Source organism: Nocardia sp. NPDC102475, from assembly GCF_055584605.1.
This window is the reverse complement of record NZ_JBVJLS010000004.1, coordinates 157,675-172,525: the sequence shown is the minus strand read 5'-3', so window position 1 is coordinate 172,525 and position 14,851 is coordinate 157,675. Positions and strand designations below refer to the sequence as shown.

Here is a 14,851-nt window from a genome sequence, read left to right as displayed (position 1 = left end):
ACCATGTCGCTCATCCATGGCGGAGTGCGGTTCGTCCCGACCCGCGCCGGCATCATCAACCTGTGGGACTACCGCGACCAGGAATACTGCTTCGCCGACGGCAGGCTGGTACTGCGCGGACCCAACGGCTCCGGTAAAACAAAGGCGCTCGAGGTGCTGTTCCCGTTCGTGCTCGACGGCCGGATCGAACCGCGCAGGCTCAATCCATTCGCGGGTGAAGAGCGCACCATGAAGTCGAACCTGTTGTACCGCAAGCAGGAATCCGCGTATTCGTATGTGTGGATGGAGTTCGCGCGCGGTAAATGGGACGACCCCGAGGTCGTCACCATCGGCATCGGTATGCGCGCCAGCCGGTCCTCGGACAAGGTGACCCGCTGGTACTTTGTCGCCGACGGCCGTGCGGGCGTCGACTTTTCACTCATCGGCCCCGACGATCGGCCGCTGACCCGCAAGCAGCTGGCCGAGCAGATCGGCACCGACGCCATCGTCGATCGACCGGTCGAGTACCGCAATGCGATCGACGCACGCATGTTCGGTCTGGGCACCCAGCGCTACGACCAGCTGATCAATCTCATCCTCACATTGCGCCGTCCCCAGCTCGCGAAAAACCTTGATCCACGCGGACTTTCGCAGGCACTCACCGATGGTCTGCGCCCGCTCGACGAGCAGCTGATCCTGGACGCCGCGCGTTCGTTCAGCGATATGGAGGAGGTCGGGCGCACCCTGGAGGGGCTGGTCCACGCCGATACCGCCACCAGGTCGTTCGTCGATGTGTACCGCAAATACCTTGCGGTACAGGCGAAGACCGATGTCGATCAGGTACGGACCCGGCTCGATGCGGTGACCCACGCCAGCACCGCACTGTTCGCCGCCACCGCACTGCGCGAACGTCGCGAGGGCGAACGGACCGCCGCCGAGGCGCGCGCAGACGATGCCGACCGCGCCTACGAACAAGCGCTCTCCGACCGGGAAACCCTGCAGCGCTCCAGCGCCTACGAGGGCAAACAGCAACTCGACGATCTCGCCGACGCGGTGCGCCGCCTGGAGACCTCGGCGGGTGTGCACAAGGACAAGGCGCTCAAGGCCAGGCAAACCCTCGATCAGCGCGGTCAGGAGGCCGAACGCGCCAAGGCAGGCGTACAGAACGCGGCCGCCGCGCTGGCCCGCGGCGAGGACGAATTGCGTGCCGCCGCCGAAGAGGCGGGCATCACCTGGGCCGGATCGGCCGACCAGGCCCGTGGCGATCAACTGACCGCCGCGGTCCGCGGACACGCCGAGGAACGCGACGCCGACGTGCGCGCGGTCCGCAAGGCGCTCGGCCTGATGGATTCCGCTACGGCCGAACGCAATCGGGCCGAACAGCTCGCCGAACGGGCTCGTGCGCTGCGCGAATCGGCCGCAGCCGAGGTCTCGGCTGCCGAGGCGGCCGTTGTGCTGGCGCGCACCGAAGCCGCGGGCGCACTGCGCACTTGGTGGGATGCGCATCGAGAGGTTTACTCCCCCATTCAGAAAGGCCTGTTCGAAGCGCTCGACACCGCACTGGCCGATGCGGGCTCCGATGAGGCGGCCGGTGTCGCCGAGGTTTTGGCCGAACGCGCCGAATCGCTGCTCGAGGACATCCGGACCCGCCGTCAGGAAGTGCGCGCCACCGCCGCGCTGGCCGGTGACCGGCTGGTCGAACTAGGTGCCGAACGCGATGAGGTCGCGGCCCAACGTGACGAGGCCCCACCGGTTTCGGCCGCTCGTGCGCGGAATGCGGAAGACCGTCCGGGTGCGCCGCTGTGGCGACTGGTCCGTTTCGCCGATTCCGTGACACCAGCGCAGGCCGCGGGCATCGAGGCCGCTCTGCACGCCGCGGACCTGCTCGACGGTTGGGTCTGCGCGGAATCCGAACGGCCGGAATACACCTCCGACCAGTTCCTGGTTCCATTGCCTACCTCGGCACGGCCGTCCGGGCGCACGCTCGCCGATGTCCTTGTCGTGGAGGATGATTCGGCCGACCTAACGGTGCCGAAACACGTCATCGCAGACGTGCTGGCCTCCATCGCCCTGTACGACAACGACTCCGACCTCAGCACCGAAGTCGGCGTGAGCACCACCGGCGGATTCCGCCAGGGCGTTCAGGTGGGCCGCCACCACAAACCCGATGCCGAATTCATCGGCGCGACCGCCCGCGCGAAGCGCCGGGAAATCCGGCTCGCCGAGTTGGCCGCCGCAATCGAGTCCGCCGAGCAGACACAGCGGCAGGCTCAGGCCGCCGAGTCGGCAGCGAGCGCCGAACTGGCGCGAATCTCCGCCGCCGCCAAGGCATTACCGCGCCCCGCGGCCGTCACCGCCGCCCTGCGCGCGGTTTCGGAAGCCGCTGGCATGATGCGCTCGCGCTCCGAGGCCGTCGCACAGGCCGAACGCGACCTCGACCAAGCGGTAACTGAGGCATCGGCCGTCGAGAAGAAGCTGCGCTCGGTCGCCCAGGCGCACCGCACACCGCGCGATGCCCGCGAGATCGATGCCCTCGCCGCCGCCATCCGTCACTTCGAGAACACCGGAACGGGCCTGCTGCGCCTGCGCGCCGACCACGAACGGGAGCGCGAACGCGAACGCGAGGGTTCGGACCGCTTCGACGAGGCCCGCGATCTGGCCGAGGCCTTCGCCGAAGAGGCCGAGGCCGCCAATGCGGGCTACCAGGAGCAGCTGCGCAAACTCGAAACCCTGCGCGAGGCACTCGGCGCGGGTGCCGCCGATATCGATCGCGAACTCGAACAGGCGCGCGCGAAGATCGAGGCGACCCGGGCCGAGCAGAAGGCCGCTCGCAAGGCCGCAAATGAGGCGATCGAGGCGGTCGGTGATGCGGAGGCGGCCTACCGCACCGCGCACGAGTCGCTCGGTACCGCGCTCACCGAGGTCCTGGCCGATGTGAAAGCCCTGGCGCCCTATGCCCAGCCGGATCTGCTCACCCTGCTCGGCGCATCTGCCGATAGCCGCTGGCCGAGCAGCGACGCCGCCTGGTCGACGCCCGAACAACTGCTCTACCGCATTTCGGCGGCCGGGCCTGAGGTCGAACCCCAGGTGCTGCCGGACGAGGTAGCCGAACTCTTCGTCGACCTGACCGCCGCAACGTCTTCCGTGCGAGCGGGCGAGGCGGCCCGCAAATCCACGCGCAGTGCGGTGACCTCGGCACTCCAGGAATTCGACGCCGCGCTGGCCGCTTCCGGCCGCGATTACCGGCTGCAATGGGATGCCGCGGACGGCCTGACAGTCGTTCAGGTACAGGACGACAACGGGCTATCGGCCCTCGCGGATTTCGCCACCCGCATCGACACCGCCCGCCGCGATCAGGAATTGCTGCTCACCGACGCCGAACGCCGGATCCTCGAGGACGCACTGCTCACCGGCCTGGCACAGCAGATCTATGAACGCACCAGCGATGCGCGCGATCTCATCGCCCGCATGGGTGCGGAAATGAAGCAGCGTCGCATGTCCTCGGGCAATACCATCGGCGTGCACTGGGTGCTCTCCGATTCGCTCTCGGACGCGGCCCGGGCCATGTGCAAGCTGTTGGATCGCGACGCCTCCTCCCTCGTCGCCGATGATCTGGCGGCCATCCGCGCCCACTTCGCCGCCGAGATCCGGGCCGCGCGCGCCGCGCATCCGGAGCGTTCCTACCCCGAAATCCTAGGTGCGACATTGGATTACCGGACCTGGCGGGTGTTCTCCTTCACTCTCATCTCCGCCGACGGCAGCGAGGACAAGCTGACGGTGGCCAGGCACAGTGCGCTCTCCGGCGGTGAACAGTCGGTCTCGCTGCATCTACCGCTCTTCGCCGCCGCGCACGTCATGCTCGACTCGGCCGATCCGCAGGCGCCGCGTCTGCTCGCGCTGGACGAGGCGTTCGCCGGTGTCGACGACAACGGCCGCAGCGAATTGCTCGGCCTGAGTGTGCAATTCGACCTCGACCTGTTCATGACCGGCTACGACCTGTGGATCACCTACCCGCACGTCCCCGGCTGCGCGCATTACGATCTCGCGCATTCGGCCGCCGAGAACGCCGTCAGCGCAACGCTGCTGGTGTGGGACAGCGGCGACCTGCTCGCCGAACACGATGGAACCGACCTCACCGCCGCGCTCGGCTCCCCCAACCGCCGCCGCGTCCCGAACTCGATCGAGGGCGGCCTGGCACTGGACAATATGCCGGGCAGCCCGGCACCGGTCAGCTGAATGTGAATGGATAGCAGTGTCTTCGAGCTCCACCCCGCCCCACCACAAGGTCGCCATCGCCACGCTGGTCGGCACCACCCTCGAGTGGTACGACTTCATGCTCTACGGCACGGCATCGGCGCTGATCTTCAGTAAACAGTTCTTCCCGACGCTGAGCCCCGCCGCCGGAACGCTGGCGGCATTCAGCACTTTCGCGGTCGGCTTCGGCGCGCGACCGATCGGCGGCCTGCTCTTCGGCCACTTCGGCGATCGGATCGGTCGCAAGACCACCCTCGTGGTCTCGCTGTTTCTGATGGGCGTGAGCACCATGCTCATCGGGGTGATCCCGAGCTACGAGAGCATCGGATTCTGGGCTCCCGGACTGCTCGTCGCGCTGCGAATGCTGCAGGGCGTCGGACTCGGTGGTGAAGGTGCGGGCGCGGTGGTGCTGTCGATGGAGCATGCGCCACCGGGACGACTCAACCGTTATGCCAGCTTTCCGCAGATGGGCACACCGGCCGGGCTGATCCTGGCGAATGGCATCTTCCTCGGCACCAGCGCGCAGCTGCCGGATACGGCCTTCCTGAGCTGGGGTTGGCGAATTCCGTTCCTGCTCAGCGCGATTCTCGTCATTGTCGGGCTCTGGGTGCGACTCGGGATCACCGAATCCGTCGACTACGCCGAACTCGTCCAACGCGGCGAGGTCGCCTCGTTCCCGCTTCGCGACGCACTTCGGGTAGGACCTGTGCGGCTGGGCCTGATTCTGTTCGCCGCTATCGCGACCTCGGCCGTCGTCTATATCTTCATGGTGTTCACGTTGACCTACGGCACCAAGGCGCTCGGGTTCAGCCGAAACTTCCTCCTGCTCGGCGTCATCGTTTCCGCCGTTTTCTGGTGTGCCGCAATGCCCTTTTGGGGCTCGCTCGCCGACCGCTACGGCACGCGTCGCATATTCCTCGCGGGTACTGCCGCGCTGACGGTGTGGTGCGCGGTGTACTTCCCCCTGCTGAACACCGGCAACAAGGCCGTCGTCTTCCTCGCACTGCTCGGCATGGGCGTGACACTGCCGATCGGCCACAGCGTCGGCGGCATCATCATCGCCGAACTCTTCCCACCATCGGTCCGCTACTCCGGCACGTCGCTGATCGTGCAGATCTCGGTCGTCCTCGGCGGCGGCCTCGCCCCGCTCATCGCAACCGCACTGTGGACCGCGGGCTCGACCTCGGCAGCAGTGACCTGCTATATCGTCGCCGTCTGCGCGTTGAGCACGATCAGCACGGCGGTGCTGATCCGGGCGGCCGAGGCGAACGCAGAGATTCCGGTGCCCGTACCGGTCGGCTGACTACAGCCCGAAGGAGCCGCTCGACCACGGCGGGAGGGGGATGGACGGCAATCCCGGGAGGACGGGCGGGATCGGCGACGACGGAGCCGGGGCGGTACCGCCCTCGCTCGCGTCCGCGCGCAACGCCGGGCAGGCTCCGCTCGGGGCGGTGGCGAGTTCGAAATGCCACCATTCGTTCTGATAGATCCGGCACAGGCCCCAGCGATTCCCATTCGCCTCCAGCCACTGCGCCCCGGCCTGCGGCCCCACGTCGATCGCCCGGCCCTGCACATGGGTCGACTCGTTGGGCGGCAGCACCCACCGCCGCGCCTCCTCGGGACTGCCGTAGGTCCGCACCCCGTCGTCCCACAGCGCCTGCTGCTCGGCGGGCGTGCGGTAGCCGGAGTTGATGTACAACCCGACCCCTTCGGCATGCGCCTGGTTCTCGGCCTGCGTGTACGCCGCGGCGAGCCCCGGCTCCAGCCCCTCGGTCCCGCTGGCATTGCCGGCCACCTGCACGACGGGTGCGGCCGTGGCGGCGGGCATGGACAGCCCGGCCGCGACGATCACCGGGAACAGTGCGGATACGCCCAGCAGGGTCCGGGTACGAAGCGTGAGCGACATGTCAGCGATAGTAACGACCCCGCGGCCGCGGACCCCGCATCTACTCCCCTACGGCTCACACCCCGGCGTCGATCACCGTTAGCAACACCCCGGCGAACGCGAGGACATCACCCTGTCCGAACGGACGTCATTCACATAGCTTTCCACATACTCACAGCACAATAAATCACCAATGTCCGAAACATCCTGTGCCACGCCCGATTTGTCTCAGCGGAAATCCCCCTGTCCACAATCTATTCCAGTGTTGTGGATCACGATCAACAATCCCCAGCAACCCCCGAGAAACCGGAAACTACCGCGCCTTCACGAGTTTCACGACCTCGCCGGAATCCTCACCGTCGACGAATTCCAGCCACACGCGGTCCCCCGTATGCAGTGGCGCATCGGACTCGATCACCGCATCGCGCACCACATACTCCTCGCACGACTCGGTCGTCACGACCCCGAAGCCGCCGTCCCGATCGGCAACCCAGCGCCCCACGATCGCCCACATGCGACGCAACCCTATTGCATCGCAACCCTTTCCGCTGCGTCACCGGCGCTCCGCAGACGCAGAACGGGCGGCTATCGCACACTGAATGAGTGCGATAGCCACCCGCTATGATTTTGGTCGGCTACGGGTCAGGGACGCACGTAGTCCGAACCGCGGATCGCTTCGGCCGCTTCACGATTGCGGTCGATGCGCTCGATGATCTCCGGGCCGTGCGCCCGCGCGTAGGCGATGGCGATCTTGATTCTTCGGGAGTGCAGATCCGATTGCTGGCTCAGGACAGCGATGCGGCGTTCCTCCGGACCGTCCAGTTCCTGTAGGCGCGCAACGACTTCCCACACCTCCGGTCCCGCAGCCAATGCCGCGCGACGGTCGGAGATGGGACCGCGGAAAACGATCCCGGGATGGTCGAGTTGATCGAAACCCTCCCGGATCAGGCGGTCGAGTAGTGCGGTCGAACTGGTTCCCTCACGAGCGGCGCGTTCGGCCAACCGACGGCTGGCGGATTCCGAGATACGAAACGACGTACTCATTGCCCTCCTCGACCTCCATCGACACCGGTGCAGCGATGTACCCCTAATCAAGAGTGCATCGCTTCGGCGGGATTGTTACCCCGGCGAACGGGGTGACAATCCGGTGTCCGGACATGTGCCCTGATGGCTGACCATTTCGAGCGACCTGCAAGCAGTCGCTAACGGCCCACTTCGAGCGACCTGCAAGCAGTCGCCAGCGGCCCGTTCAGACGCGTTCCTTCGAGCGGGTGCGCACCCGCAACGCAATCGGCTTCTGCGTTTCCGCGAAGAAGTCGTTGCCCTTGTCGTCCACCACGATGAATGCCGGAAAATCTTCGACCTCGATCTTCCAGACCGCCTCCATGCCCAGCTCCGGATACTCCAGTACCTCGACGGATTTGATGCAATCCAGTGCCAGTCGCGCCGCGGGCCCGCCGATGGAACCCAGGTAGAAACCGCCGTGTTCCTTACACGCCTTGGTCACCTGGGCCGAGCGATTGCCCTTGGCCAGCATGACGAACGACCCGCCCGCAGCCTGGAACTGATCGACGTAGGAGTCCATCCGGCCCGCGGTGGTCGGACCGAACGAACCGGAGGCGTAGCCCTCGGGCGTCTTCGCCGGGCCCGCGTAGTACACGGCCATCTCGCGCAGGTATTCCGGCATCGACTCGCCCGCGTCGAGGCGCTCCTTGATCTTGGCGTGTGCGATGTCGCGGGCGACGACCAGCGGACCGGTGAGCGAGAGCCGGGTCTTCACCGGGTATTTCGACAGTTCGGCGCGAATCTCCGACATCGGCCGGTTCAGGTCGACCTTGACCACATCGCCGCCGAGGATTGAGTCGGTCTGCTCGGGCAGGTAGTGCGCGGGCTCGCGCTCGAGCTGCTCCAGGAACACACCCTCCGGTGTGATCTTGGCCAGCGCCTGCCGGTCGGCCGAGCAGGACACCGCGATGGCGACCGGGCAGCTGGCGCCGTGCCGGGGCAGGCGCACCACGCGCACGTCGTGGCAGAAGTACTTACCGCCGAATTGCGCGCCGATACCGAAGGACTGGGTGAGCTTGAAGACCTCTTCCTCCAGCTCCAGATCACGGAAGGCGTGTGCCGCGAGCGAACCCTCGGTGGGCAAGGTGTCCAGATAGTGCGCGGACGCGTATTTGGCCGTTTTCAACGCGAATTCCGCACTGGTGCCGCCGATTACCACCGCGAGATGGTACGGCGGGCAGGCGGCGGTGCCGAGCGAGCGGATCTTCTCGTCCAGGAACTCCAGCATGCGCGTGGGATTCAGCACGGCCTTGGTCTCCTGGTACAGGAACGACTTGTTCGCCGAACCGCCGCCCTTGGCCATGAACAGGAACTTGTAGGACGGATGCGCGGGATCGCCCGCCGTGGAGTACAACTCGATCTGCGCGGGCAGATTGGTGCCGGTGTTCTTCTCGTCCCACATCGTGATGGGCGCGAGCTGCGAGTAGCGCAGATTTAACTTGGTGTAGGCGTCGAATACGCCGCGGCTGATCCATTCGGCATCGTCCACGCCGGTGAGCACGCCCTCGGATTTCTTGCCCATCACGATGGCGGTGCCGGTGTCCTGACACATCGGCAGGATGCCGCCCGCGGAAATGTTGACGTTCTTGAGCAGGTCCAGCGCGACGAAGCGGTCGTTACCGCTGGCCTCGGGATCATCGATGATCCGACGCAGCTGCGACAGATGCGCGGGCCGCAGGTAGTGGCTGATGTCGTGCATCGCCTCGGCGGTGAGCAGGCGCAATGCCTCGGGTTCGACCTGCAGGAAGGTACGGCCGTTGTGTTCGAAGGTGCTGACGCCCTCGGTGGTGATCAACCGGTACGGGGTGTCGTCGGCGCCGATCGGCAGCAGATCTGAATAGCGGAAATCCGGCGCGGTCACGGACGCACTCCTTATTCGGTCTCAGGGCTGACGCACCGCCGGGGCCTCGAAAGGTCTTTTCGGCAGGCTGGTCACGAGCACAAGGAGCGTATCCAGTATTAGGAGGCCGACCGTGCTTAGGCAACCCTCACTCGGTGCATACCGCCAAAAGGTTGCACGTTCAACCCCAGCAGTGCTACCTCTCAGATCTGGCAGTTGTCGCGCGACATCATGCGGCGAGACAATTCAATGACATGTCAGAGTTTGGAGCGCTCTCGTGACCGATCCCCACTGGCTCGATGACATCGAAATGCGCGCATGGGTGGGATATGTGCGCACCAGGGACCTCATCGCCGCCGCGGTCGGGCGCGACTCATCCCGCGAGTCGAACCTCACCTACGTCGAATACTCGGTGCTGGCCTACCTGGCCGACGCACCGGATCATCGACTCACCTTCGCCGATCTCGCGGCCAAACTCGAATGGTCGCAGAGCAGGCTGTCGCATCAGATCACCCGCATGGAGAAGCGCGCGCTGGTCGCCAGGGAACCGATCCCGGACGACGCCCGCCGCACCGCCGCACGGCTCACCCCGCGCGGCGCCGACGTGCTGGCCACGGCCGCGCCCGCACATGTGCAGAGCGTGCGCAAACATATGGTCGACGTACTCGACCGCCAGCAATTGGCGGCCCTCGCCGATATCTACGACACGCTGCTCGCCCATCATCGAAGAGCCGCGGCTACCGAATAATCCGCCAGGTCAAGCCGACTGCACGGCCGGGTCCGGCACTCCCAATGCCCGCTCGAACCCGTCCGGCACCACCAGATCGCCCCGATCGAGATCGCCGATGCTGGTCTTGCGCAGTCCCAGCAGCGCCGAATCGATACCGCCACGCAGGATGTCGAGCACATTCTCGACACCGGCCTGCCCGTTCGCGGCGAGGCCCCACAGGTAGGCCCGCCCGATCATCACCGCGCGAGCGCCCAGCGCCACCGCCTTCACCACATCGCTACCGCGCCGGATGCCACCATCGAGCACCACCTCGATCTGCGATCCGACCGCCTCGGCCACCACGGGCAATGCCCGAATCGCGGCGGGCGTGCCGTCCAGATTGTTCCCGCCGTGATTGGACACCGAGATGGCAGCGACACCGGCGTCGATCGCACGCAGCGCATCGTCGACGCGCATCACGCCCTTGAGCATGACCGGACCGTCCCACTGTTCGCAGATCCACGCAACATCCGCCCAATCCGGTGCGGGAGTGCCCATCCACTCGCCGTAAGCGCCGAAGAAGCCGGGCGCCGGACCGCCGCCGACGGCCATATTCGGTGCGGTGAGATCCGGAATACGGCCGGAGCGAACATAAGTGGCGAGCCAGCGCGGCCGCGCCAGGGTCTGCGGCGCGAATGTCAGCATGGTCTTGAAATCCAGCTTCTCCGGGATCACCGGGCTGCCCCAGTCGCGCCCGTGCGAGAAGGACCAGTCCAGGGTCAGGATCAGACCGACCGCGCCCGCCGCCTTGGCGCGCGACATCCGCTGCAGGATCTCATCTTTCGAACCGCACCAGTACAGCTGGAAGAATGTCGCGGGATTCGCCGCGATGACCTCCTCGATGGGCTTGCTCGCGAAGGAACTGAGCCCCATCGCGATCCCGCGTGCCGCCGCCGCACGCGCCACGGCCACTTCACCGTCCGGATGCACGGCCTGCACGCCGGTCGGCGAGATCAGCACCGGCATCGAGAGCTGCTGTCCCAGCACGGTTGTCGACTGGTCGCGATCGCCGATCGGGCCCGCGCAGTGCGGTGCGAAGCCGAGTTCGGTGAAGGCCTGCTGATTTTCGTCGATGGTCTGGCCGCGCTCGGATCCGGCGATCAATGCGCCGTACACCGACTTCGGCAGTCGTTTCTTTGCCCGCCGCTGCGCCTCGGCAACGGTTTCGAACCACGGGTTCACGTGAGGGATCCTTTCGGGGAAGCCACCGGCCACCACAGCCGGATCTGTTCATGCAGGTCAGTGGTCAGTTGGGTGAGCAGTGCAGTGCCTTCGTCGGCATTGGCGCCCGTCGGGTCGCCGAGGACCCCGTTGGCGCTCACCGCGCGCACTCCTCCGGCGCGCAGCAGCGGCAAGAGTTCGGCGAGTGGCCTGGTGTCACCGGCCACGGCGAGTTCGGTCCGCACCGCCTCCGGACGCAGCGCCAGCTGCATCGAGGTCTCGGCGCGGCCCGCGTGCGGATCACCCGGATAGCGCGGCATGAACACCCGCACGTCCCGGGATTCGGTACGCAGCAACGCCTCAGCCTCGCGCAGCGGTTCGAGATTGCCGCCGTGCCCGTTGACGAGCACGATGCGGTCGAAAGTATCGGTGGCCGAACGGCACAACTCGACGATCAGCAACTCCAGCGCGGCCTGTCCGATCGACAGCGTGCCCGCGAAACCCGCGTGCTCACCGCTGGCTCCATACGGGATCGCGGGTGCGACGAGCACATCCGACCGCAACTCGGCCAGCCGCGCGCACAATGCCACCGCGATATCGGTGTCTGTGGACAACGGCAGATGCGGTCCGTGCTGTTCGGTCGCACCCACCGGCACGGCAAGGATCGCGCCCGCAGCCGCGCGCGACCCGGCCTCCGGCCATGTCAGTCGCGCGGCCACGGTGTGTTCCGCGACACTTTCCACCATGCCGCGAGATTATCGTCAGTCACTGACATAATCAAGATCCGGCGATCGACGCCCATAATCGACAACCGTGACAGATGCCAAGGTGCGGGGCCGTCCACGCGGCACAACCAAGCGCGAACTCGAACTGATCGCCATGCGACTGTTCACCGAACAGGGCTTCGACGAAACCACCGTCGAGCAGATCGCCGCGGCGGCAGGTATCAGCGGGCGCACCTTCTTCCGTTACTTCCCCACCAAGGCGGAGGTGCTCTGGTACCAGTTCGACGCCGAGGTCGAGGCGCTGCGCGCGGCCTTCGCCACCGTGCCCGACGAGGTGCCGATGATGACGGCCGTACGCCGAGTTGTGGTGAACGCCAACCGATATCGCGCCGAAGACGTGCCCGAACTACGCGTTCGCATGCAGCTCCTCGGCGGCGATCCAGCACTGTCCGCCACCGCGGGCGCGCATTACGACGCATGGGAACGAGCTGTCAGCGCTTTCGCCGCACACCGACTCGGCGTACCGCAGGACAACCTGGTCGCGATGGCGGTCGGCCGTACCACCCTGGCCGCCGCACGCGCCGCCTTCGATGCCTGGCTGACCCGTGCCGATGCCGACCTCACCGTCTATCTCGACGAGGCGCTCGCGGCGCTGGCGCGCGGATTCGCGCCGCCGAGCGAGGATCCGGATCTACCATCGAGCTAACGGCAGGTTTCACCGGCGACCGGGATGGGGTATGACTAGGCTCGGTATCGGCGCGCAGCCGAATGCACGACTATCCCGACAATCCCGTCGAAAGGGGCTGGAATTTCCATGTCCGAGGTGTCCATGAGCCTTTCGGCGGATTCCCTGCCCGTAGGACCGGTCGACAACCTGCTTCCGCAGCTGGTCGAACACCTGCGGCAGAACCGAACCGGGCTGCGTGAAGAGTGGGCAAGGCGCATTACCGAGGCCCAGCTGCTGACCGCGATGACCCCGGAGGAAATCTTCTCCGAGGCGACCTCCATGTACGACAACTACGTCGAGGTGCTCGTCACCGGTAGTGTCGAGGCGCTGCAGGCCTACGCACGCGATCTGTCCGAGCGCATCATTCCGAGAGGCGTCGAAACCGACGAGGTCCTCGGCATCGTGCTGCTGCTGCGCGACGTGCTGGCCCGCTCGCTGTTCGAGAAATACCAGGCCGATTTCGAAATGCTCAACGCGGTACTGGACGCGTACGAGCCCGCCGCGAACCGCATCGCGAGCACCGTGGCCATCTCGTTCGTGCAGGAGCGCGAACGCGTCATCCGCCAGCAGCAGGAAGCCATTCGCGAGCTGTCGACCCCGGTGCTCCAGGTGCGTGAGCAGCTGCTCATCCTGCCGATCATCGGTGTGCTCGACTCTCAGCGCGCCCGTCAGCTCACCGAACAGCTACTGCGCGCCATCCGCGCCAACCGCGCGAAGGTGGTCGTCATCGACATCACCGGTGTGCCCGCGATCGACTCCACGGTGGCCAACCACCTGGTGCAGACCGTCGACGCATCCGGCCTGATGGGCGCCAATGTGATCATCACCGGCCTGTCCTCCGAGATCGCCCTCACCCTGGTGACCATCGGCCTCGACCTGTCCAAGATGAACGCGGTCGGCGACCTCCAGGGAGGTATCGAAGAGGCCGAACGCTTACTCGGCTATGAGGTGACCCGCGTCACGGATCGAATGCTCACCGAGCGCGACGGGCGCTGATCGGGCCCCCCTATGCCGGTTCCGATCCTCAAACAAGGTACCTATCTGATCGCGTCGGTCCAGTCAGCTCTGACCGACGCGGATACCGAGCGTCTCCAGGACGACCTGATGAAACAGGTCAGCAGATACCGGGCGCACGGGATCATCGTCGACGTCACCGCGATCGATGTCATGGATTCGTTCGCGGCCAGATCGCTGCGTACCATCGCGCACATGACGCAGCTCCGCGGTGCCGAAACGGTCATCGTCGGATTGCAACCCGAAGTCGCGTTCGCCATGGTGCAGTTGGGCCTCACCTTCGAGGACATGCACACCGCCCTCGACCTGGAAGAGGGCTTGGCGTGGCTGAACCGCATGACTCCCCGCCGCCAGCGAGATGGTCGTGACAGTGGCCGCTGAGAACTTGGTGATCGCGGTCAGGGTGTCGGGTGACATCGTGATCGCACGTCAAGCCGGACGTGAGCTGGCGGCCAAGCTCGGATTTTCTCTGACAGATATGACCATGATCTCGACGGCGATCTCCGAGATCGCCCGCAACATAACCAGTTACGCGGGCAGTGGTGAAATACGTTTGCTGGTCGATGACCGGGAGGGTCGCCAGGCGTTGGTCGTCCAGGCCGAGGACCAGGGCCCCGGCATCATCGATATCGCCCGCGCGCTCGACGACGGGTACTCCACCGGCCGCGGTCTCGGACTCGGGCTGCCCGGCGCGCGTCGGCTGATGGACCGGCTCACCGTTGATTCGGCACCCGGTCGCGGCACGTTGGTGGAGATGTGGAAGTGGGTACCCAACGGTGCATGAGGACGGGATCATCGGCCGGATCGAATGGGCGGTGGCCGGCCGTGCCCTGCCCGGTCAGCGGGTCTCCGGTGATCGCGGCGTGGTCCTCGACGCGGGCGGCGGCGCGGTGCTCTTCGCCGTGCTCGACGGACTCGGCCACGGATCGGCCGCCGCGGACGCCGCCGATCGCGCAGCGCAGGTGCTCTCGGAGAACCGTGCAGAACCGCTGGACGTCCTGATGGTGCTGTGTCATCGGGCCATGGCCGACACCCGAGGTGCGGCAGTCTCCTTGGCGCTGTTCGGCGCATCCGATACGGTGCACTGGCTCGGCGTCGGCAATGTCGATTCCCGGATTCTGACCGCGGGTCCGGTCGGGCTCGCCATGCGCGCGACGGTCCTGATGACCGGTGGCATCGTCGGCTATCGGCTACCCCAGAACCTACAGGTGCAGACCGTTCCGGTGCGTCCAGGCGATCTACTGCTGATGTCGACCGACGGGATCGTCACCGAATCCGCCGACAGCGGCATCGATCCGTCCAAATCCACCGCCGAGATCACCGCCGAAATCCTGGCCAGGCACGCCAAGGACACCGACGACGCATTGGTGCTCGCGGCCCGCCACCGGGGCGGCGTACTGGAGGCATCAGCGTGAGCGGCGGAATGCAGCAG

At 66.3% G+C, this 14,851-nt stretch carries 14 protein-coding genes; 8 read left to right on the top strand and 6 right to left on the bottom strand.

Features of this window, described 5'->3' with window-relative positions:
- Positions 1-3 precede the first annotated feature (3 nt).
- Both ACZ60G_RS09015 and ACZ60G_RS09010 read left to right on the top strand, forming a co-directional pair.
- The gene (locus ACZ60G_RS09015; RefSeq protein WP_465808664.1) at positions 4-4,215 is read left to right on the top strand and encodes a TIGR02680 family protein; all 4,212 of its coding nucleotides are present in this window, start codon (positions 4-6) and stop codon (positions 4,213-4,215) included.
- Between the two features lie 16 nt (positions 4,216-4,231).
- On the top strand, positions 4,232-5,536 hold the full coding sequence (locus ACZ60G_RS09010) for an MFS transporter (RefSeq protein ID WP_465808662.1): 1,305 nt from the start codon (positions 4,232-4,234) through the stop codon (positions 5,534-5,536).
- On the opposite strand, the gene ACZ60G_RS09005 is transcribed toward ACZ60G_RS09010, so the two are convergent.
- The 4 genes from ACZ60G_RS09005 to ACZ60G_RS08990 form a co-directional block, all read right to left on the bottom strand.
- Entirely contained in the window at positions 5,537-6,139 is a 603-nt protein-coding gene (locus ACZ60G_RS09005) for a M15 family metallopeptidase (protein ID WP_465808660.1), read from the bottom strand.
- Between the two features lie 292 nt (positions 6,140-6,431).
- Complete coding sequence (locus ACZ60G_RS09000) at positions 6,432-6,632, bottom strand: hypothetical protein (protein ID WP_465808658.1); 201 nt, start codon at positions 6,630-6,632, stop codon at positions 6,432-6,434.
- A 128-nt stretch (positions 6,633-6,760) separates the two neighbouring features.
- Positions 6,761-7,162, bottom strand: coding sequence for a hypothetical protein (locus ACZ60G_RS08995; RefSeq protein WP_465808656.1), 402 nt, complete (start codon positions 7,160-7,162; stop codon positions 6,761-6,763).
- A gap of 205 nt (positions 7,163-7,367) precedes the next feature.
- Positions 7,368-9,044, bottom strand: coding sequence for a fumarate hydratase (locus ACZ60G_RS08990; RefSeq protein WP_465808654.1), 1,677 nt, complete (start codon positions 9,042-9,044; stop codon positions 7,368-7,370).
- Positions 9,045-9,300: 256 nt separating this feature from the next.
- On the opposite strand from ACZ60G_RS08990, the gene ACZ60G_RS08985 reads away from it, so the two are divergent.
- A complete protein-coding gene (locus ACZ60G_RS08985; RefSeq protein WP_063037244.1) occupies positions 9,301-9,771 on the top strand; it encodes a MarR family winged helix-turn-helix transcriptional regulator in 471 nt (156 codons plus the stop codon).
- A gap of 9 nt (positions 9,772-9,780) precedes the next feature.
- On the opposite strand, the gene mftD is transcribed toward ACZ60G_RS08985, so the two are convergent.
- Both mftD and mftE read right to left on the bottom strand, forming a co-directional pair.
- Positions 9,781-10,974, bottom strand: a complete 1,194-nt coding sequence (gene mftD, locus ACZ60G_RS08980) for a pre-mycofactocin synthase MftD (protein ID WP_465808652.1) — start codon at positions 10,972-10,974, stop codon at positions 9,781-9,783.
- Positions 10,971-11,699, bottom strand: coding sequence for a mycofactocin biosynthesis peptidyl-dipeptidase MftE (gene mftE, locus ACZ60G_RS08975; protein ID WP_465808650.1), 729 nt, complete (start codon positions 11,697-11,699; stop codon positions 10,971-10,973). The genes mftD and mftE overlap by 4 nt, the downstream gene beginning before the upstream one ends.
- A gap of 67 nt (positions 11,700-11,766) precedes the next feature.
- Here mftE and mftR point away from each other — a divergent pair, with 67 nt between their 5' ends.
- The 5 genes from mftR (at position 11,767) to ACZ60G_RS08950 (ending at position 14,834) form a co-directional block, all read left to right on the top strand.
- Positions 11,767-12,384, top strand: a complete 618-nt coding sequence (mftR, locus tag ACZ60G_RS08970; RefSeq protein ID WP_465808648.1) for a mycofactocin system transcriptional regulator — start codon at positions 11,767-11,769, stop codon at positions 12,382-12,384.
- A gap of 108 nt (positions 12,385-12,492) precedes the next feature.
- Positions 12,493-13,401: an STAS domain-containing protein gene (locus ACZ60G_RS08965; RefSeq protein WP_040691747.1), complete on the top strand. Its 909-nt coding sequence runs from the start codon at positions 12,493-12,495 to the stop codon at positions 13,399-13,401.
- A gap of 12 nt (positions 13,402-13,413) precedes the next feature.
- Positions 13,414-13,800: an STAS domain-containing protein gene (locus ACZ60G_RS08960; RefSeq protein ID WP_465808645.1), complete on the top strand. Its 387-nt coding sequence runs from the start codon at positions 13,414-13,416 to the stop codon at positions 13,798-13,800.
- Positions 13,778-14,203, top strand: coding sequence for an ATP-binding protein (locus ACZ60G_RS08955; RefSeq protein ID WP_063037252.1), 426 nt, complete (start codon positions 13,778-13,780; stop codon positions 14,201-14,203). The genes ACZ60G_RS08960 and ACZ60G_RS08955 overlap by 23 nt, the downstream gene beginning before the upstream one ends.
- Complete coding sequence (locus ACZ60G_RS08950; RefSeq protein ID WP_465808643.1) at positions 14,196-14,834, top strand: SpoIIE family protein phosphatase; 639 nt, start codon at positions 14,196-14,198, stop codon at positions 14,832-14,834. The genes ACZ60G_RS08955 and ACZ60G_RS08950 overlap by 8 nt, the downstream gene beginning before the upstream one ends.
- Positions 14,835-14,851 lie beyond the last annotated feature (17 nt).